General features: G+C 55.0%; 15 protein-coding genes, 4 tRNA genes and 1 pseudogene. All 20 read left to right on the top strand.

Annotated features, from left to right (window positions below):
- Positions 1-105 precede the first annotated feature (105 nt).
- Positions 106-1,065, top strand: coding sequence for a bifunctional biotin--[acetyl-CoA-carboxylase] ligase/biotin operon repressor BirA (gene birA, locus PMI22_RS13810; protein ID WP_007946145.1), 960 nt, complete (start codon positions 106-108; stop codon positions 1,063-1,065).
- A complete protein-coding gene (locus PMI22_RS13815) occupies positions 1,055-1,804 on the top strand; it encodes a pantothenate kinase (RefSeq protein WP_007946144.1) in 750 nt (249 codons plus the stop codon). Before birA ends, PMI22_RS13815 begins: the two co-directional genes overlap by 11 nt.
- Positions 1,805-1,811: 7 nt before the next feature.
- Positions 1,812-2,252, top strand: a complete 441-nt coding sequence (locus PMI22_RS13820; RefSeq protein ID WP_007946143.1) for a hypothetical protein — start codon at positions 1,812-1,814, stop codon at positions 2,250-2,252.
- Positions 2,253-2,396: 144 nt separating this feature from the next.
- Positions 2,397-2,481, top strand: a tRNA-Tyr gene (locus tag PMI22_RS13825).
- Between the two features lie 24 nt (positions 2,482-2,505).
- A tRNA-Gly gene (locus PMI22_RS13830) sits at positions 2,506-2,579 on the top strand.
- Between the two features lie 26 nt (positions 2,580-2,605).
- Positions 2,606-2,681, top strand: a tRNA-Thr gene (locus PMI22_RS13835).
- A gap of 84 nt (positions 2,682-2,765) precedes the next feature.
- On the top strand, positions 2,766-3,959 hold the full coding sequence (gene tuf / locus PMI22_RS13840; protein ID WP_027924378.1) for an elongation factor Tu: 1,194 nt from the start codon (positions 2,766-2,768) through the stop codon (positions 3,957-3,959).
- 53 nt (positions 3,960-4,012) lie between these two features.
- Positions 4,013-4,088: transfer RNA gene (locus PMI22_RS13845), tRNA-Trp, on the top strand.
- A 45-nt stretch (positions 4,089-4,133) separates the two neighbouring features.
- The gene (secE, locus tag PMI22_RS13850) at positions 4,134-4,502 is read left to right on the top strand and encodes a preprotein translocase subunit SecE (RefSeq protein ID WP_007896620.1); all 369 of its coding nucleotides are present in this window, start codon (positions 4,134-4,136) and stop codon (positions 4,500-4,502) included.
- Positions 4,503-4,511: 9 nt separating this feature from the next.
- Positions 4,512-5,045 carry a transcription termination/antitermination protein NusG gene (nusG, locus tag PMI22_RS13855; protein ID WP_007896622.1) on the top strand — a complete coding sequence of 178 codons (534 nt, stop codon included), beginning with the start codon at positions 4,512-4,514 and terminating at the stop codon, positions 5,043-5,045.
- Between the two features lie 116 nt (positions 5,046-5,161).
- Complete coding sequence (rplK, locus tag PMI22_RS13860; protein WP_003176435.1) at positions 5,162-5,593, top strand: 50S ribosomal protein L11; 432 nt, start codon at positions 5,162-5,164, stop codon at positions 5,591-5,593.
- Entirely contained in the window at positions 5,593-6,288 is a 696-nt protein-coding gene (gene rplA / locus PMI22_RS13865) for a 50S ribosomal protein L1 (protein WP_003186095.1), read from the top strand. Before rplK ends, rplA begins: the two co-directional genes overlap by 1 nt.
- Positions 6,289-6,486: 198 nt before the next feature.
- Positions 6,487-6,987, top strand: coding sequence for a 50S ribosomal protein L10 (gene rplJ / locus PMI22_RS13870; protein WP_007946141.1), 501 nt, complete (start codon positions 6,487-6,489; stop codon positions 6,985-6,987).
- Between the two features lie 78 nt (positions 6,988-7,065).
- Positions 7,066-7,431 carry a 50S ribosomal protein L7/L12 gene (rplL, locus tag PMI22_RS13875; protein WP_007946140.1) on the top strand — a complete coding sequence of 122 codons (366 nt, stop codon included), beginning with the start codon at positions 7,066-7,068 and terminating at the stop codon, positions 7,429-7,431.
- Between the two features lie 220 nt (positions 7,432-7,651).
- Complete coding sequence (gene rpoB, locus PMI22_RS13880) at positions 7,652-11,725, top strand: DNA-directed RNA polymerase subunit beta (RefSeq protein ID WP_007946139.1); 4,074 nt, start codon at positions 7,652-7,654, stop codon at positions 11,723-11,725.
- A 64-nt stretch (positions 11,726-11,789) separates the two neighbouring features.
- Positions 11,790-15,989 (top strand): DNA-directed RNA polymerase subunit beta', encoded by a 4,200-nt coding sequence (rpoC, locus tag PMI22_RS13885; RefSeq protein WP_007896632.1) that lies wholly within the window; start codon positions 11,790-11,792, stop codon positions 15,987-15,989.
- 216 nt (positions 15,990-16,205) lie between these two features.
- A complete protein-coding gene (rpsL, locus tag PMI22_RS13890) occupies positions 16,206-16,577 on the top strand; it encodes a 30S ribosomal protein S12 (protein ID WP_002555494.1) in 372 nt (123 codons plus the stop codon).
- 118 nt (positions 16,578-16,695) lie between these two features.
- On the top strand, positions 16,696-17,166 hold the full coding sequence (gene rpsG / locus PMI22_RS13895) for a 30S ribosomal protein S7 (protein ID WP_002555493.1): 471 nt from the start codon (positions 16,696-16,698) through the stop codon (positions 17,164-17,166).
- 30 nt (positions 17,167-17,196) lie between these two features.
- Positions 17,197-19,302: an elongation factor G gene (gene fusA / locus PMI22_RS13900; protein WP_007946137.1), complete on the top strand. Its 2,106-nt coding sequence runs from the start codon at positions 17,197-17,199 to the stop codon at positions 19,300-19,302.
- A 30-nt stretch (positions 19,303-19,332) separates the two neighbouring features.
- A pseudogene (locus PMI22_RS32275) lies at positions 19,333-19,408 on the top strand (GTP-binding protein); the annotation flags it as partial.

Raw genomic sequence — 19,408 nt, 5'->3', positions numbered from 1 at the left:
AGGTAGGGGTTTTGTTTTGCCCGCAGAAAATCCGCATTGTAGGGTTTCTATGCAACGGCTCGGGGCATGGCTATCATGCGGGCCTCATTGTGAGGCGAGACTTGCATGCTGACGTTGTTAAAGCTTCTTAAAGATGGCCGGTTCCATTCGGGCCAGGCTCTGGGTGTTGCCCTGGGTATCAGTCGTAGTGCCGTGTGGAAGCAGCTCCAGCATTTAGAAGCTGAGCTCGGCTTGTCAATCCACAAGGTGCGCGGTCGCGGATATCAACTGGCGGCGCCGCTGTCATTGCTTGATCCCGTCGCCATAAAAGACAAAGCACCTACGTGTGATTGGCCAATTTTGGTCTTCGATTCAATAGACTCAACCAACGCTGAGGCTTTGCGCGCTATCGAGCGTGGCCAGGCTGCGCCATTTCTGGTGCTTGCCGAGCGCCAGACGGCTGGCCGAGGGCGTCGGGGCCGCAAATGGGTCAGTCCTTTTGCAGAAAACATCTATTACAGTCTGGTATTGCGTATTGAAGGCGGAATGCGACAACTGGAGGGGTTAAGCCTTGTTGTCGGTCTTGCGGTCATGCAGGCCTTGCGAGCGCTAGGTGTTCCGGGGGTGGGGTTAAAATGGCCCAACGATGTTTTGGTGGGGCAGAAAAAGATCGCTGGGATATTGCTCGAATTGGTTGGTGATCCCGCAGATGTGTGTCACGTGGTGTTGGGTGTTGGAATTAACGTCAACATGCAGCTCGCGGATGAGGTTGATCAGTTGTGGACGTCAATGCGTTTGGAGTCAGGCAAGGTGTTTGATCGTAATCACCTGGTTTCGGAATTGGGTGAGGCGCTCCAGACATACCTGGCCCGACATCAGCTCGGCGGATTTTCCTCTATCCAGTCAGAGTGGGAGCAAAACCACCTATGGCAGGGGCGGGCTGTGTCATTGATTGCCGGCGTAAACCAGATAGATGGTGAGGTAATGGGTATCGACAGTCAGGGGGCTTTGCGCTTGAAAGTGAATGGCGTTGAAAAGGTCTTTAGTGGCGGTGAGCTCAGTCTGAGGTTGCGCGATGATTCTTGAGCTCGATTGCGGAAATAGTTTTATCAAGTGGCGCGTGCTGCGTGCAGATGCTGGGCGGGTGTTCAGTGAGGGCGTGGTCGATTCGGATGACGCTTTGCTGGAGGGTTTAAGTAAGCTTGAAGGGCTCGCCCTCAGGCATTGTCGGTTGGTCAGCGTTAGAACGGCCGAAGAAACTGCCGCTTTGACTTCTATATTGACGCAAGCTTTCGACGTGGCCGTGGTGTGTGCGACACCTGCTCGCGAAATGGCTGGAGTGCGCAACGGATACGACGAGTTTGAGCGGCTGGGGCTCGATCGCTGGCTTGCCATGCTTGGAGGGTTTCATCTGGCGTCTGGTGCGTGCCTGGTGCTTGATTTTGGTACGGCCGTGACTGCTGACTTCGTCGCTCGGGACGGAGAGCACCTCGGCGGCTTTATTTGCCCTGGGATGCCCTTGATGCGCAACCAGCTGCGAACCCATACCCGCAGAATCCGATACGGTGACCTGGCTGCCGAGCGAGCGCTCGAGAGTCTTGTTCCTGGACGTACAACTGTCGAAGCGGTCGAGCGAGGATGCTCTCTCATGCTGAGGGGCTTTGTTCTGACTCAGTTGGAGCTGGCACGCAGTTATTGGGGGGATGACTTTGCTGTGTTTCTCACTGGGGGGGATGCGGCTCTAGTCTCCGGAATCGTGCCCGAGGCCAGGCTGGTTCCAGATTTGATTTTTGTGGGTTTAGCGATGGCGTGCCCATTGTCCTGAGGTTTTTATGCGTTGGTTGTTTTTGTTGCTGCTTGTTCTCAATGTCTTCTATTACATTTGGCATCAACAAGAGGCCCCGCTGCGGGCGAAAGATGTAACGCCTTTGAGCTTGTACCGGGGGGCGCAGCAGGATATCCGCTTGTTGAGTGAGGCAACTGATGCGTCTCGCGACAAAGAAAAATCCGCAGTGGCGGTCAATGGCTGCCTCTATTTGGGGGGCTTTGTTCGTCAGGAGACCGTCCTGGCGGCCGGGCGTCGACTCGGCGAGATTGGTGTCAGGTTTCAGTCTCTGCCGAAAGATTCCGCCGAGTCTTCTGGTTACTGGGTGCGTATAGCGCCCGAAAGCCAGCGTTTGCTGGATGATTTACAGCTGATAAACCTTTCTAAAGAATTCAATGAGTTAAAACATAAAATAATGCCGTGCGAAGGGGTTGCACCGGCTGAATAGTTTGCATAGAATGGCGCCCGCTTCGCAGTGAAGACCATTTAAGGTCAACGGTGCCGAAGTGGTGTCAATGCAGCTAAGCTCAGGTTTTTAATGAGAAAAATGCTTGACAGAAGGCTGGCATGATGTAGAATGCCGGCTCGCTTAGGAGGGGTTCCCGAGCGGCCAAAGGGATCAGACTGTAAATCTGACGTCTACGACTTCGAAGGTTCGAATCCTTCCCCCTCCACCATTTTTAGCGAGAGCTGCAAGCTCCGCGGGTATAGTTTAGTGGTAGAACCTCAGCCTTCCAAGCTGATGATGCGGGTTCGATTCCCGCTACCCGCTCCAAGTTTGCAGGTCCTGCAAAGTGTTTTGCTCTTGTAGCTCAGTTGGTAGAGCACACCCTTGGTAAGGGTGAGGTCAGCGGTTCAAATCCGCTCAAGAGCTCCATATAACAAGGCAGATATGAAAATATCTGCCTTTGTTTTAATGGCTGATATCAGTTGCTCAATTCTTCTGCTGGGGGTTGTTTCGATGGCTAAGGAAAAGTTCGATCGTTCGCTGCCGCACGTCAACGTTGGTACTATTGGTCACGTTGACCACGGTAAAACCACTCTGACTGCAGCTCTGACTCGTGTTTGCTCCGAGGTTTTCGGTTCGGCTATCGTTGATTTCGATAAAATCGACAGCGCGCCAGAAGAAAAAGCTCGTGGTATCACCATCAACACCGCACACGTCGAGTACAACTCGAAGATTCGTCACTACGCTCACGTTGACTGCCCAGGTCACGCTGACTATGTGAAGAACATGATCACCGGTGCTGCCCAGATGGACGGCGCGATCCTGGTTTGCTCGGCCGCTGATGGTCCGATGCCGCAAACCCGTGAGCACATCCTGCTGTCCCGTCAGGTAGGCGTTCCGTACATCGTGGTTTTCCTGAACAAGGCTGACCTGGTAGACGACGCTGAGCTGCTGGAACTGGTTGAGATGGAAGTGCGCGATCTGCTGAGCACTTACGACTTCCCAGGCGACGACACTCCGATCATCATCGGTTCTGCTCGTATGGCTCTGGAAGGCAAAGACGACAACGAAATGGGCACCACTGCCGTTCGTAAACTGGTTGAAACTCTGGACAGCTACATCCCAGAACCAGTTCGTCTGACCGACAAGCCGTTCCTGATGCCAATCGAAGACGTATTCTCGATCTCGGGTCGCGGTACTGTTGTGACTGGTCGTATCGAGCGCGGTATCGTTCGCGTTCAGGATCCACTGGAAATCGTTGGTCTGCGTGACACTACTGTCACCACCTGCACCGGTGTTGAAATGTTCCGTAAGCTGCTCGACGAAGGTCGTGCTGGCGAGAACTGCGGCGTGCTGCTGCGCGGCACCAAGCGTGACGACGTTGAGCGTGGCCAGGTTCTGGTTAAGCCGGGTTCGGTTAAGCCGCACACCAAGTTCACCGCAGAAGTTTACGTTCTGAGCAAGGAAGAAGGCGGCCGTCATACTCCGTTCTTCAAAGGCTACCGTCCACAGTTCTACTTCCGTACTACTGACGTGACTGGTAACTGCGAGCTGCCAGAAGGCGTTGAAATGGTAATGCCAGGTGACAACATTCAGATGACTGTTACCCTGATCAAAACCATCGCGATGGAAGATGGTCTGCGTTTCGCTATCCGTGAAGGCGGTCGTACCGTCGGCGCTGGCGTCGTAGCCAAAATCATCGAGTAATTTGTTGTAATGTCTTTTTCGGGCCGGCATAATGGTCGGCCTGATTTTGTTTTAGGTCAGTAGCTCAATTGGCAGAGCGACGGTCTCCAAAACCGTAGGTTGGGGGTTCGATTCCCTCCTGACCTGCCAGATTCACTTGGTGTGTCTGGCTTTCTTTTCACAGGATCTTCATAGATGACTCCTAAAGCTGAAGCTCAAGGCTCTCGCTTCGATCTGCTCAAGTGGCTAGTAGTAGTCGCTTTGGTGGTTGTTGGCGTTGTTGGCAATCAGTATTACTCTGCTTCGCCGATCCTGTACCGCGTACTTGCATTGCTCGTCATTGCTGCTGTAGCTGCCTTTGTAGGCCTGCAGACAGTCAAGGGCAAGTCTTTCTTTGTACTGGTTAAGGAAGCTCGCACCGAGATTCGTAAAGTCGTATGGCCAACTCGCCAAGAAACCACGCAGACCACGTTGATTGTTGTGGCTGTTGTTCTGGTTATGGCGTTGCTGTTGTGGGGGCTTGATTCCCTCCTCGGCTGGCTTGTTTCCTTGATTGTCGGCTAAGGGTGTCCCGTGGCTAAGCGTTGGTACGTTGTGCATGCTTACTCCGGTTACGAGAAGCATGTCATGCGCTCGTTGGTAGAGCGCGTAAAGCTGGCTGGCATGGAAGATGGCTTTGGCGAAATTCTGGTTCCCACTGAAGAAGTGGTTGAAATGCGTAATGGCCAGAAGCGCAAAAGCGAACGCAAGTTCTTCCCTGGTTATGTGCTGGTGCAGATGGATATGAACGAGGGTACTTGGCACTTGGTCAAGGATACTCCTCGGGTGATGGGTTTTATCGGCGGTACCGCCGACAAGCCGGCACCAATTACAGACAAAGAGGCAGAAGCAATTCTGCGTCGCGTTGCTGATGGTAGCGACAAGCCGAAGCCGAAGACGTTGTTCGAGCCGGGCGAGTCGGTACGTGTCAACGACGGGCCGTTCGCCGATTTCACTGGCACGGTTGAAGAAGTTAACTACGAAAAGAGCCGGATCCAAGTGGCAGTGCTCATTTTCGGTCGCTCTACCCCGGTAGAGCTAGAGTTCAGCCAGGTCGAAAAAGTCTAGCTGAGCAAGCATCCCAACCCCGCAGCCTAGGCTGTGGGGTTTTGTCGTCACTGGGATAAACGCGCAAGTAACCGGGGAGCCTTTCGAGGCGTTTGAACCCGTAATTGGAGTGCCTCATGGCCAAGAAAATTACCGCTTACATCAAGCTGCAAGTGAAGGCCGCTCAGGCTAACCCAAGCCCACCTGTTGGTCCTGCTCTGGGTCAGCACGGCGTGAACATCATGGAATTCTGCAAGGCTTTCAACGCCCGTACTCAGGGTCTTGAGCCAGGTCTGCCGACTCCAGTGATCATCACTGTCTACAGCGACCGTAGCTTCACTTTTGAAACCAAGTCCACCCCTGCTTCGGTTCTGCTGAAGAAGGCTGCTGGTCTGACTAGCGGTTCCGCTCGTCCGAACACCGTTAAGGTTGGCACCGTGACCCGTGCTCAGCTGGAAGAAATCGCGAAAACCAAAAACGCGGATCTGACTGCAGCTGATATGGATGCAGCCGTGCGTACTATCGCCGGTTCTGCTCGTAGCATGGGCCTTAACGTGGAGGGTGTGTAATGGCTAAGCTGACCAAGCGTCAAAAGGCTATCGCCGGCAAAATCGAGGCAGGCAAGGCCTACAACTTTGTAGATGCTGCTGCTCTGCTGGCTGAGCTGTCGACTGTCAAGTTCAGCGAGTCGTTCGACGTTGCTGTTAACCTGGGTGTTGACCCGCGTAAATCTGACCAGGTTGTTCGTAGCGCTACTGTGCTGCCACACGGCACTGGCAAGACCGTTCGCGTGGCTGTGTTCACCCAAGGCCCAGCTGCTGAGGCCGCTCTGGCTGCCGGCGCTGACCGTGTAGGTATGGACGACCTGGCTGCCGAAATGAAAGGTGGCGACCTGAACTACGACGTAGTTATCGCATCCCCGGATGCAATGCGCGTTGTTGGTCAGTTGGGTCAAATCCTCGGTCCACGCGGCCTGATGCCTAACCCTAAAGTTGGCACCGTAACTCCAGACGTAGCTACCGCGGTTAAAAACGCCAAGGCTGGTCAGGTTCGTTATCGCACCGACAAAAACGGCATCATCCACACCTCCGTTGGCAAGATCGGCTTCGACGCCGTCAAGCTGAAGGAAAACGTTGAAGCCCTGATCGCTGATCTGAAGCGTATCAAGCCAGCTTCCTCGAAAGGCATTTACGTCAAGCGCGTTACCCTGAGCACCACTATGGGCCCAGGTCTGGTCATCGACCAAAGCTCGCTCGACGCGTAAGACACAGGTTGGCGCGAGTGATCGCGCTAATTGAAAGATTGGGGTCCCTGCCTGGCGGGGGCTATCCAAGACCGTAGGCGGCGCAAGTCTTAAACCTCAAGCCTACGCAGATGGTGCTCCCGGTTCCTTACCGAATCAGACACCAAAACGACATCCGGCTTCGGCCAGATGAAACGGTAACAAGCAGGAGTTAAACCCGTGGCAATTAATCTCGAAGACAAGAAGGCCATCGTCGCTGAAGTCAACGAGGCTGCCAAAGTCGCTCTGTCCGCTGTCGTGGCTGATGCCCGTGGCGTAACAGTAGGCGCGATGACCGGACTCCGTAAAGAGGCTCGTGAAGCTGGCGTTTACGTACGTGTTGTACGTAACACCCTGCTCAAGCGCGCAGTTGCTGACACTGAATACAGTGTCCTCAACGACGTGTTCACCGGCCCGACTCTGATCGCGTTCTCCAAGGATCATCCAGGCGCTGCTGCCCGTTTGTTCAAGGAATTCGCCAAGAGTCAGGATAAGTTCGAGATCAAGGCAGCTGCGTTCGAGGGCAAGTTCCTCGCAGCTAACCAAATCGACGTACTGGCAACACTGCCGACCCGTGACGAAGCTATTTCGCAGCTGATGAGCGTGATTCAAGGCGCTACCAGCAAGCTGGCTCGTATTCTGGCTGCAGTTCGCGAGCAAAAAGAAGCTGCCGCAGCCTAAGGCTGAGCACCTCCTCTCGCGTATTTTTGTTTATTTCGATGGCCGCGTAGGCCGTCCCCCAATTCAGGAAATACAGTAATGTCTATCTCCCAAGAAGATATCCTCAACGCCGTAGCTGAAATGTCGGTTCTGCAGGTTGTTGAGCTGATCAAAGCTTTCGAAGAAAAATTCGGCGTTTCCGCTGCTGCTGCATCGGCTGGTCCAGCTGCTGCTGCTGCCGTTGTTGAAGAGCAAACCGAATTCAACGTCATGCTGCTGGAAGCTGGCGAGAAGAAAGTTAACGTGATCAAGGCAGTACGTGAACTGACCGGTCTGGGCCTGAAAGAAGCCAAGGCTGTAGTTGACGGCGCTCCTGCCATGGTTCTGGAAGCTGTGTCGAAAGACGCAGGCGACAAAGCCAAAGCTACTCTGGAAGAAGCAGGCGCTAAAGTCGAGCTGAAGTAAGCATCGACTTTGCTCCTCCAGCCCGAGCGTAAAGCGAAAGGCTGATGGCTGGTGGCTCTTGCCACCGGCCTTTTTCCGTTATTGGCAGCCGACTGGGTCGGTGCTGATAACGAGCTGTAACCACCCGATGTGGTGGCGCAAACCATGGGGTTTGCACGATTTTCTGGCTGCTCCCGTCGGGAGGGGCCAAACAAGCAGGTGACCAAGCTGGGGAACGCTGATGGCTTACTCATATACTGAGAAAAAACGTATCCGCAAGGACTTTAGCAAGTTGCCGGACGTCATGGATGTGCCGTACCTCCTGGCCATCCAGCTGGATTCGTATCGTGAATTCTTGCAAGCGGGAGCGACTAAAGATCAGTTCCGCGACGTGGGCCTGCATGCGGCCTTCAAATCCGTTTTCCCGATCATCAGCTACTCCGGCAATGCTGCGCTGGAGTACGTCGGTTATCGCCTGGGCGAACCGGCATTTGATGTCAAAGAATGCGTATTGCGCGGTGTAACTTACGCCGTACCTTTGCGGGTAAAAGTGCGCCTGATCATTTTCGACAAAGAATCGTCGAACAAAGCGATCAAGGACATTAAAGAGCAAGAAGTCTACATGGGTGAAATCCCCCTGATGACTGAGAACGGTACCTTCGTAATCAACGGTACCGAGCGTGTAATCGTTTCCCAGCTGCACCGTTCCCCGGGCGTGTTCTTCGACCACGACCGTGGCAAGACGCACAGCTCCGGCAAACTGCTGTACTCCGCGCGCATCATTCCTTACCGCGGTTCGTGGTTGGACTTCGAGTTCGATCCGAAAGACTGCGTGTTCGTGCGTATCGACCGTCGTCGCAAGCTGCCTGCATCGGTATTGCTGCGCGCGCTCGGCTATACCACTGAAGAAGTGCTCGACGCGTTCTACACCACCAACGTTTTTCACCTGAGCGGCGAAACCCTCAGTCTGGAACTGATTGCTTCGCGTCTGCGTGGTGAAATCGCTGTTCTTGATATTCAGGACGAGAAGGGCAAGGTCATTGTTGAGGCTGGTCGCCGTATTACTGCGCGCCACATCAACCAGATCGAAAAAGCCGGTCTCAAGACTCTGGAAGTGCCTCTGGACTACGTCCTGGGTCGCACTACCGCCAAGGCCATCGTGCATCCGGCAACCGGCGAAATCCTGGCAGAGTGCAACACCGAGCTGAACACCGAGATCCTGGCCAAAATTGCCAAGGCCCAGGTTGTTCGCATCGAAACTCTGTACACCAACGATATCGACTGCGGTCCGTTCGTCTCCGACACACTGAAGATCGACTCCACCAGCAACCAATTGGAAGCGCTGGTCGAGATCTATCGCATGATGCGTCCAGGCGAGCCGCCAACCAAGGACGCTGCCGAGACCCTGTTCAACAACCTGTTCTTCAGCCCTGAGCGCTATGACCTGTCTGCGGTCGGCCGGATGAAGTTCAACCGTCGTATCGGTCGCACCGAGATCGAAGGTTCGGGCGTGTTGTGCAAAGAAGACATCGTCGCGGTACTGAAGACTCTGGTCGACATCCGTAACGGTAAAGGCATCGTCGATGACATCGACCACCTGGGTAACCGTCGTGTTCGCTGCGTAGGCGAAATGGCCGAGAACCAGTTCCGCGTTGGCCTGGTACGTGTTGAGCGTGCGGTCAAAGAGCGTCTGTCGATGGCTGAAAGCGAAGGCCTGATGCCGCAAGACCTGATCAACGCCAAGCCAGTGGCTGCGGCGGTGAAAGAGTTCTTCGGTTCCAGCCAGCTGTCCCAGTTCATGGACCAGAACAACCCGCTGTCCGAGATCACCCACAAGCGTCGTGTTTCTGCACTCGGCCCTGGCGGTTTGACTCGTGAACGTGCTGGCTTTGAAGTTCGTGACGTACACCCGACTCACTATGGTCGTGTATGCCCGATTGAAACGCCGGAAGGTCCGAACATCGGTCTGATCAACTCCCTGGCTGCTTATGCGCGCACCAACCAGTACGGCTTCCTCGAAAGCCCGTACCGTGTGGTGAAAGACGCTCTGGTCACCGACGAGATCGTGTTCCTGTCCGCCATCGAAGAAGCTGATCACGTGATCGCTCAGGCTTCGGCCACGATGAACGACAAGAAAGTCCTGATCGACGAGCTGGTAGCTGTTCGTCACTTGAACGAGTTCACCGTCAAGGCGCCGGAAGACGTCACCTTGATGGACGTATCGCCGAAGCAGGTAGTTTCGGTTGCTGCGTCGCTGATCCCGTTCCTCGAGCACGACGACGCCAACCGTGCGTTGATGGGTTCGAACATGCAGCGTCAAGCCGTGCCAACCCTGCGCGCTGACAAGCCGCTGGTCGGTACCGGCATGGAGCGTAACGTAGCTCGTGACTCCGGCGTTTGCGTCGTGGCTCGTCGTGGTGGCGTTATCGATTCCGTCGACGCCAGCCGTATTGTGGTTCGTGTTGCTGATGACGAAGTTGAAACCGGCGAAGCTGGTGTCGACATCTACAACCTGACCAAGTACACCCGCTCCAACCAGAACACCTGCATCAACCAGCGTCCGCTGGTGCGTAAAGGTGATCGGGTTCAGCGCAGCGACATCATGGCTGACGGTCCGTCCACCGACATGGGTGAACTGGCGCTGGGTCAGAACATGCGCATCGCGTTCATGGCATGGAACGGCTTCAACTTCGAAGACTCCATCTGCCTGTCCGAGCGTGTGGTTCAGGAAGATCGCTTCACCACGATCCACATTCAGGAACTGACCTGTGTGGCACGTGACACCAAGCTTGGGCCAGAGGAAATCACTGCAGACATCCCGAACGTGGGTGAAGCTGCACTGAACAAGCTGGACGAAGCCGGTATCGTTTACGTAGGTGCTGAAGTTGGCGCAGGCGACATTCTGGTCGGTAAGGTCACTCCGAAAGGCGAGACCCAACTGACTCCGGAAGAGAAGCTGTTGCGTGCGATCTTCGGTGAAAAAGCCAGCGACGTTAAAGACACCTCCCTGCGCGTGCCTACCGGCACCAAGGGTACCGTCATCGACGTACAGGTCTTCACCCGTGACGGCGTTGAGCGTGATGCTCGTGCACTGTCGATCGAGAAGACTCAACTCGACGAGATCCGCAAGGACCTGAACGAAGAGTTCCGTATCGTTGAAGGCGCAACTTTCGAACGTCTGCGTTCCGCTCTGGTCGGCCACAAAGCCGAAGGCGGCGCCGGTCTGAAGAAAGGTCAGGACATCACCGACGAAGTTCTCGACGGTCTTGAGCATGGTCAGTGGTTCAAACTGCGCATGGCTGAAGATGCTCTGAACGAGCAGCTCGAGAAGGCTCAGGCCTACATCGTTGATCGTCGCCGTCTGCTGGACGACAAGTTCGAAGACAAGAAGCGCAAACTGCAGCAGGGCGATGACCTGGCTCCAGGCGTGCTGAAAATCGTCAAGGTTTACCTGGCAATCCGTCGCCGCATCCAGCCGGGCGACAAGATGGCCGGTCGTCACGGTAACAAGGGTGTGGTCTCCGTGATCATGCCGGTTGAAGACATGCCGCACGATGCCAATGGCACCCCGGTCGATGTGGTCCTCAACCCGTTGGGCGTACCTTCGCGTATGAACGTTGGTCAGATCCTTGAAACCCACCTGGGCCTCGCGGCCAAAGGTCTGGGCGAGAAGATCAACCGGATGATCGAAGAACAGCGCAAAGTTGCTGAGCTTCGTACTTTCCTGGACGAGATCTACAACCAGATCGGCGGTCGTAACGAAGATCTGGATAGCTTCTCCGACCAGGAAATTCTGGATCTGGCGAAAAACCTGCGTGGCGGCGTTCCAATGGCCACTCCAGTGTTCGACGGCGCCAAGGAAAGCGAAATCAAGGCCATGCTGAAACTGGCAGACCTGCCAGAAAGCGGCCAGATGCAGCTGACCGACGGCCGTACCGGCAACAAGTTCGAGCGCCCGGTTACCGTTGGCTACATGTACATGCTGAAGCTGAACCACTTGGTAGACGACAAGATGCACGCTCGTTCTACCGGTTCGTACAGCCTGGTTACCCAGCAGCCGCTGGGTGGTAAGGCACAGTTCGGTGGTCAGCGTTTCGGGGAGATGGAGGTCTGGGCACTGGAAGCATACGGTGCCGCTTACACTCTGCAAGAAATGCTCACAGTGAAGTCGGACGATGTGAACGGCCGTACCAAGATGTACAAAAACATCGTGGATGGCGATCACCGTATGGAGCCGGGCATGCCCGAGTCCTTCAACGTGTTGATCAAGGAAATTCGTTCCCTCGGCATCGATATCGATCTGGAAACCGAATAACACGTGACGCGAATCGAGAGCGGGGCAGGATTGCCCGCTCTCTGCTCCGCCAGGAGGAAAGGCCTTGAAAGACCTACTGAATTTGCTGAAAAACCAGGGTCAAGTCGAAGAGTTCGACGCCATCCGTATTGGATTGGCATCGCCTGAGATGATCCGTTCGTGGTCGTTCGGTGAAGTTAAAAAGCCGGAAACCATCAACTACCGTACGTTCAAACCTGAACGTGATGGCCTGTTCTGCGCCAAGATCTTTGGCCCGGTAAAGGATTACGAGTGCCTGTGCGGTAAGTACAAGCGCTTGAAGCATCGTGGTGTGATCTGCGAGAAGTGCGGCGTTGAAGTCGCGCTGGCTAAAGTTCGTCGTGAGCGCATGGCGCACATCGAACTGGCCTCGCCAGTTGCCCACATCTGGTTCCTGAAATCGCTGCCGTCGCGTATCGGCTTGCTGATGGATATGACCCTGCGTGATATCGAACGCGTTCTCTACTTCGAGAGCTATGTCGTTATCGACCCAGGCATGACCACCCTTGAAAAAGGTCAGCTGCTCAATGACGAGCAGTACTTCGAAGCGCTGGAAGAGTTCGGCGACGATTTCGATGCCCGCATGGGTGCCGAAGCTGTTCGTGAACTGCTGCACGCTATCGACCTGGAACACGAGATTGGCCGTCTGCGTGAAGAAATTCCGCAAACCAACTCCGAAACCAAAATCAAGAAGCTGTCCAAGCGTCTGAAGTTGATGGAAGCCTTCCAGGGTTCCGGGAACCTTCCAGAATGGATGGTGCTGACCGTTCTGCCGGTTCTGCCGCCAGATCTGCGTCCACTGGTCCCGTTGGATGGTGGTCGTTTCGCGACTTCCGACCTCAACGATCTGTATCGTCGAGTGATCAACCGTAACAACCGCTTGAAGCGCCTGCTCGATCTGTCCGCTCCGGACATCATCGTGCGCAACGAAAAGCGTATGTTGCAGGAAGCCGTCGACGCACTGCTCGACAACGGTCGTCGTGGCCGCGCTATCACAGGTTCCAACAAGCGTCCTCTGAAATCCCTGGCTGACATGATCAAGGGTAAGCAAGGGCGTTTCCGTCAGAACTTGCTCGGTAAGCGTGTTGACTACTCTGGTCGTTCGGTAATTACCGTAGGCCCGACCCTGCGTCTGCACCAGTGCGGTCTGCCGAAGAAAATGGCTCTCGAGCTGTTCAAACCGTTCATTTTCGGCAAGCTGGAAATGCGTGGTCTTGCGACCACCATCAAAGCTGCCAAGAAGATGGTCGAGCGCGAGCTGCCGGAAGTTTGGGACGTTCTCGCTGAAGTCATCCGCGAACACCCGGTTCTCCTCAACCGTGCACCGACCCTTCACCGTCTGGGTATCCAGGCGTTTGAACCGGTACTGATCGAAGGTAAGGCTATCCAGCTGCACCCTCTGGTCTGTGCTGCGTACAACGCCGACTTCGACGGCGACCAAATGGCCGTGCACGTACCGCTGACACTGGAAGCCCAGTTGGAAGCGCGTGCGTTGATGATGTCGACCAACAACATTCTGTCGCCAGCTAACGGTGAGCCAATCATCGTTCCTTCGCAGGACGTTGTATTGGGCCTGTACTACATGACTCGTGAAGCGATCAACGCCAAGGGCGAAGGTCGTGTGTTCGCGGATCTGCAAGAAGTTGACCGTGTGTTCCGTGCCGGCGAAGCCGCACTGCACGCTAAAGTCAAAGTGCGGATCAACGAAACCGTTAACGATCGTGATGGTGGCAGTGTCAAGAACACCCGTATCGTCGACACTACTGTCGGCCGTGCACTGTTGTTCCAGGTTGTTCCACCTGGCCTGTCGTACGACGTCGTCAACCAGCCGATGAAGAAAAAGGCGATCTCCAAGCTGATCAACCAGTGCTACCGCGTGGTTGGTTTGAAAGAGACCGTGATCTTCGCTGACCAGTTGATGTACACCGGTTTTGCCTATTCGACCATTTCCGGCGTTTCCATCGGCGTTAACGACTTCGTTATCCCGGATGAAAAAGCCCGCATCATCGGTGCTGCTACCGACGAAGTGAAAGAAATCGAAAGTCAGTACGCCTCCGGCCTGGTAACCCAGGGCGAGAAGTACAACAAAGTGATCGACCTTTGGTCCAAGGCGAACGACGAAGTTTCCAAGGCGATGATGGCCAACCTCTCGAAAGAGAAAGTCATCGACCGTCATGGCGTCGAAGTCGACCAAGAGTCTTTCAACTCGATGTACATGATGGCTGACTCGGGCGCACGGGGTTCTGCTGCGCAGATCCGTCAGCTCGCCGGTATGCGTGGTCTGATGGCCAAGCCGGACGGTTCCATCATCGAAACGCCGATTACTGCGAACTTCCGTGAAGGTTTGAGCGTACTTCAGTACTTCATCTCGACTCACGGTGCTCGTAAAGGTTTGGCGGATACCGCGTTGAAAACTGCGAACTCCGGTTACCTGACTCGTCGTCTGGTAGACGTGGCGCAGGATCTGGTAGTAACCGAGATCGATTGCGGCACCGAACATGGCCTGGTAATGACTCCGCACATTGAAGGCGGTGACGTTGTTGAGCCGTTGGGTGAGCGCGTATTGGGTCGTGTTATTGCCCGTGACGTGTTCAAGCCAGGTACTGAAGAAATCATCGTTCCTGCCGGTACGCTGGTAGACGAGAAGTGGGTCGAGTTCATCGAGCTGAACAGCATCGACGAAGTGATCGTGCGTTCGCCGATCAGCTGCGAAACCCGCTACGGCATTTGCGCCAAGTGCTACGGCCGTGACTTGGCTCGTGGTCACCAGGTGAACATCGGTGAAGCGGTCGGCGTTATCGCTGCCCAGTCCATCGGTGAGCCGGGTACCCAGCTGACCATGCGTACGTTCCACATCGGTGGTGCGGCAAGCCGGACCTCCGCAGCTGACAGCGTTCAGGTGAAGAATGGCGGTACCGTCCGTCTGCATAACCTGAAGCACGTTGAGCGAGTGGATGGTTGCCTGGTTGCTGTGTCCCGTTCCGGTGAGCTGGCGATTGCTGATGACTTCGGTCGTGAGCGCGAGCGTTACAAGCTGCCGTACGGTGCTGTGATTTCGGTTAAAGAAGGTGACAAGGTCGACGCTGGCGCAATCGTGGCCAAGTGGGATCCGCACACTCACCCAATCGTTACCGAAATGAAAGGTACCGTGACCTACGTGGGCATGGAAGAAGGCATCACGATCAAGCGTCAGACTGACGAATTGACCGGTATGACCAACATTGAAGTACTCGACGCCAAAGACCGTCCAGCTGCCGGTAAAGATATCCGTCCTGCTGTGAAGATGGTTGATGACAACGGTAAGGATCTCTTGCTGCCGGGTACCGACGTAATTGCTCAGTACTTCCTGCCTGCTAACGCCTTGGTCGGTGTAGCGGACGGTGCGAAAATCGCGATCGGTGATGTTATCGCTCGTATTCCGCAAGAGACTTCGAAGACCCGTGACATCACCGGTGGTCTGCCGCGTGTCGCCGACTTGTTCGAAGCCCGTCGTCCGAAAGAAGCCTCGATTCTGGCTGAAGTCAGCGGCACCATCGCGTTCGGTAAAGAGACCAAAGGCAAGCGCCGTCTGGTCATTACCCCGAACGACGGTAGCGATCCGTACGAAGAGCTGATTCCGAAGTGGCGTCACCTGAACGTCTTCGAAGGCGAACAGGTAAACCGCGGCGAAGTTATCTCCGACGGCCCGAGTGATCCACACGACATCCTGCGCCTGCTGGGTGTGAGTGCGCTGGCCAAGTACATCGTGAACGAGATCCAGGACGTTTACCGTCTGCAAGGCGTGAAGATCAACGACAAGCACATCGAGACCATCCTGCGTCAGATGCTGCGTAAAGTTGAAATCGCTGAATCCGGCGATTCCAGTTTCATCAAGGGCGACCAGATGGAATTGACTCACGTTCTGGTAGAGAACGAGCGTCTGGCTGGCGACGAGAAATTCGTTTCCAAGTTCACTCGCGTGCTGCTGGGTATCACCAAGGCGTCGTTGTCCACCGAATCGTTCATCTCGGCGGCTTCCTTCCAGGAAACCACTCGTGTACTGACCGAAGCGGCGGTAACCGGCAAGCGCGATTACCTGCGCGGCCTGAAAGAAAACGTGGTCGTGGGTCGTCTGATCCCGGCTGGTACCGGTCTGGCTTATCACAGCGAGCGTAAGCGTCGCCGTGATGCTGACAAACCGTTGCGCGTAAGCGCCAGTGAAGTGGAAGCTGCACTGACCGAAGCGCTGAACTCTAGCGGTAACTGAGTTCTGCGATAAATGAGCGTAGGGCCCTGACCGCTCCGTTCATCGAATCAAGACAATTTGTCGAGGTTGGATGGGGGGAGAGGTCGGGGCCTTGCCTTGACTGGGGGCAAGATCCTCTTTAGACTCTTGTACCCCTAAATTTGGCGGGAATTCGTTCCTGCCATTTTGCTTTTCTTGCAAGACAATAGCGTCGCAAGACAACAGTGGAGCTAGTAGATGGCAACTATCAACCAGCTGGTACGTCAGCCGCGTAAGCGTATCGTCGAGAAATCCGACGTGCCTGCGCTGCAGAACTGCCCGCAACGTCGTGGCGTATGCACCCGTGTGTATACCACCACGCCGAAAAAACCTAACTCGGCACTGCGTAAAGTATGCCGTGTGCGTCTGACCAACGGTTTCGAGGTTTCCTCGTACATCGGCGGTGAAGGCCACAACCTGCAAGAGCACAGCGTGGTACTGATCCGCGGCGGTCGTGTAAAAGACTTGCCAGGTGTTCGTTACCACACCGTACGCGGTTCTTTGGATACTTCCGGCGTTAAAGGTCGTAACCAGGGTCGTTCGAAGTACGGTACCAAGAAGCCTAAGTAGTAGCGGCTTTTTGTAAAAACTGATTTTCTATTTTTCTGAGTCGATAAGAGTAAGGTCGGAGGCGTCCCGCAAGGGCACCGATTCCGAGCGAACCTGAAGACCGTTTGAGGGCTTATCCATGCCAAGAAGACGCGTAGCAGCCAAGCGCGAAGTGCTTGACGATCCAAAGTACGGCAGCCAGATCCTGGCCAAGTTCATGAACCACGTAATGGAAAGCGGCAAGAAAGCCGTTGCCGAGCGTATCGTTTATGGCGCGCTGGAAAAAGTTAAAGAACGCAAGAACAGCGATCCCCTGGAAATCTTCGAGAAAGCTCTCGACGCCATCGCTCCGCTGGTCGAAGTAAAGTCGCGCCGTGTAGGCGGTGCTACTTACCAGGTTCCGGTCGAAGTTCGTCCGTCCCGTCGTAACGCTCTGGCAATGCGCTGGTTGGTAGACTTCGCCCGCAAGCGCGGCGAGAAGTCTATGGCTCTGCGTTTGGCTGGCGAACTGTTGGACGCCGCCGAAGGTAAAGGTGCTGCAGTTAAGAAGCGTGAAGACGTGCACCGTATGGCTGAAGCCAACAAGGCTTTCTCGCACTACCGCTTCTAATTTTAGCGTCACTAATTTTGCGAGGGCTTTATGGCTCGTACTACACCGATTAACCGCTACCGTAACATTGGTATCGTTGCTCACGTGGATGCTGGTAAAACCACCACCACCGAGCGCGTCCTTTTTTACACTGGCAAAAGCCACAAGATGGGCGAGGTGCATGACGGCGCCGCGACCACGGACTGGATGGTGCAGGAGCAGGAGCGTGGTATTACCATTACTTCTGCTGCTATTACCGCCTTCTGGCAGGGTTCCGAGAAGCAGCACAAGGACCAGTACCGTTTCAACGTCATCGACACCCCGGGCCACGTTGACTTCACTATTGAAGTTGAGCGTTCCCTGCGTGTTCTCGACGGCGCGGTCGTTGTGTTCTGCGGCACCTCGGGTGTTGAGCCTCAGTCGGAAACCGTATGGCGTCAAGCCAACAAATACGGCGTTCCACGTCTTGTTTACGTAAACAAGATGGACCGTGCTGGTGCGAACTTCCTGCGCGTGATCGGTCAGATCAAACAGCGTCTGGGTCACACTCCAGTGCCTATCCAGTTGGCTATCGGTTCCGAAGACAACTTCCAGGGTCAGATCGATCTGATGTCCATGGAAGCTGTTTACTGGAGCGATGCTGACAAAGGTATGGTTCCACGTCGCGAGCCTATCCCTGCTGAACTGCAGGAACTGGCTAACGAGTGGCGCGGCAACATGATTGAAGCCGCGGCAGAAGCCAGCGAAGAGCTGATGAACAAGTACCTCGAAGGTGAAGAACTCACTAACGCGGAAATCAAGGCCGCTCTGCGTCAGCGTACTATCGCTGGTGAGATCGTTCTGGCTGTTTGCGGTTCTTCCTTCAAGAACAAGGGTGTTCCCCTGGTTCTCGACGCCGTTATCGACTACCTGCCTGCTCCTTCCGAAATTCCTGCCATCAAGGGTACTGACCCGGATGATGAGACTATCGAGCTGGAGCGTCATGCAGACGACAACGAGCCGTTCTCGGCTCTGGCGTTCAAGATCGCTACTGACCCATTCGTGGGTACCTTGACCTTTGTTCGAGTTTACTCGGGCGTGTTGGCCTCCGGCGACGGCGTGATCAACTCGGTTAAAGGCAAGAAAGAGCGCGTGGGTCGTATGGTGCAAATGCACGCAAACGCCCGTGAAGAAATCAAGGAAGTACGCGCTGGTGACATCGCGGCCTTGATCGGCATGAAGGACGTCACCACTGGTGAGACTTTGTGCAACGCTGACAAGCCAATCATCCTGGTTCGTATGGACTTCCCGGAGCCGGTTATTTCGGTTGCCGTAGAGCCTAAGACCAAGGATGACCAGGAAAAAATGGGTATCGCACTGGGCAAGCTTGCTCAGGAAGATCCATCTTTCCGCGTCAAAACCGATGAAGAGACTGGTCAAACGATCATCTCCGGCATGGGCGAGCTGCACCTGGACATCCTGGTTGACCGGATGCGCCGTGAGTTCAACGTCGAAGCCAACATTGGTAAGCCTCAGGTTTCCTATCGTGAGCGCATCACGAAGAACTGTGAAATCGAAGGCAAGTTCGTTCGTCAATCCGGCGGTCGTGGCCAGTTCGGCCATTGCTGGATTCGTTTTGCTCCTGCTGACGAAGGTCAGGAAGGTCTGCAATTCGTGAACGAAGTCGTGGGTGGTGTGGTTCCTAAGGAATACATCCCGGCGATCCAGAAGGGTATCGAAGAGCAGATGAAGAACGGCGTTGTTGCCGGCTATCCGCTGATCGGCCTGAAGGCTACCGTGTTCGATGGTTCTTACCACGACGTCGACTCCAACGAGATGGCGTTTAAGGTGGCTGCTTCCATGGCGACCAAGCAACTGGCCCAGAAGGGCGGTGGTGAGTTGCTTGAGCCGATCATGGCGGTAGAGGTTGTTACGCCTGAAGACTATATGGGTGACGTGATGGGCGACCTTAACCGTCGTCGCGGCATGATTTTGGGTATGGAAGACACGGTCTCCGGCAAGGTAATTCGCGCCGAAGTTCCGTTGGGCGAGATGTTCGGTTATGCGACCGACGTTCGTTCCATGTCCCAGGGTCGCGCAAGCTACTCTATGGAATTCAAAAAATACAATACAGCTCCGTCGCACATCGTCGAAACTGTTACCAAAAAACAAGGCTGATTCAGCCCTTTAGGCAAGGAGTTAATTGTCGTGGCTAAAGAAAAATTTGATCGTTCCCTACCGCACGTCAACGTTGGCACCATCGGTCACGTTGACCACGGTAAAA

The organism is Pseudomonas sp. GM21 (assembly GCF_000282215.1).
Taxonomy (GTDB): domain Bacteria; phylum Pseudomonadota; class Gammaproteobacteria; order Pseudomonadales; family Pseudomonadaceae; genus Aquipseudomonas.
Note: the sequence above shows the minus strand (reverse complement) of the source record. Positions and strands in the feature narration are given on the sequence as shown.

What these genes read in the sequence shown, in the direction of transcription:
- birA (WP_007946145.1), top strand. Translation starts at nt 106, where the DNA reads ATGCTGACGTTGTTAAAGCTTCTTAAAGATGGCCGGTTCCATTCGGGC.
- PMI22_RS13815 (WP_007946144.1), top strand. Translation starts at nt 1,055, where the DNA reads ATGATTCTTGAGCTCGATTGCGGAAATAGTTTTATCAAGTGGCGCGTG.
- PMI22_RS13820 (WP_007946143.1), top strand. Translation starts at nt 1,812, where the DNA reads ATGCGTTGGTTGTTTTTGTTGCTGCTTGTTCTCAATGTCTTCTATTAC.
- tuf (WP_027924378.1), top strand. Translation starts at nt 2,766, where the DNA reads ATGGCTAAGGAAAAGTTCGATCGTTCGCTGCCGCACGTCAACGTTGGT.
- secE (WP_007896620.1), top strand. Translation starts at nt 4,134, where the DNA reads ATGACTCCTAAAGCTGAAGCTCAAGGCTCTCGCTTCGATCTGCTCAAG.
- rplK (WP_003176435.1), top strand. Translation starts at nt 5,162, where the DNA reads ATGGCCAAGAAAATTACCGCTTACATCAAGCTGCAAGTGAAGGCCGCT.
- rplA (WP_003186095.1), top strand. Translation starts at nt 5,593, where the DNA reads ATGGCTAAGCTGACCAAGCGTCAAAAGGCTATCGCCGGCAAAATCGAG.
- rplL (WP_007946140.1), top strand. Translation starts at nt 7,066, where the DNA reads ATGTCTATCTCCCAAGAAGATATCCTCAACGCCGTAGCTGAAATGTCG.
- rpoB (WP_007946139.1), top strand. Translation starts at nt 7,652, where the DNA reads ATGGCTTACTCATATACTGAGAAAAAACGTATCCGCAAGGACTTTAGC.
- rpsL (WP_002555494.1), top strand. Translation starts at nt 16,206, where the DNA reads ATGGCAACTATCAACCAGCTGGTACGTCAGCCGCGTAAGCGTATCGTC.
- rpsG (WP_002555493.1), top strand. Translation starts at nt 16,696, where the DNA reads ATGCCAAGAAGACGCGTAGCAGCCAAGCGCGAAGTGCTTGACGATCCA.
- fusA (WP_007946137.1), top strand. Translation starts at nt 17,197, where the DNA reads ATGGCTCGTACTACACCGATTAACCGCTACCGTAACATTGGTATCGTT.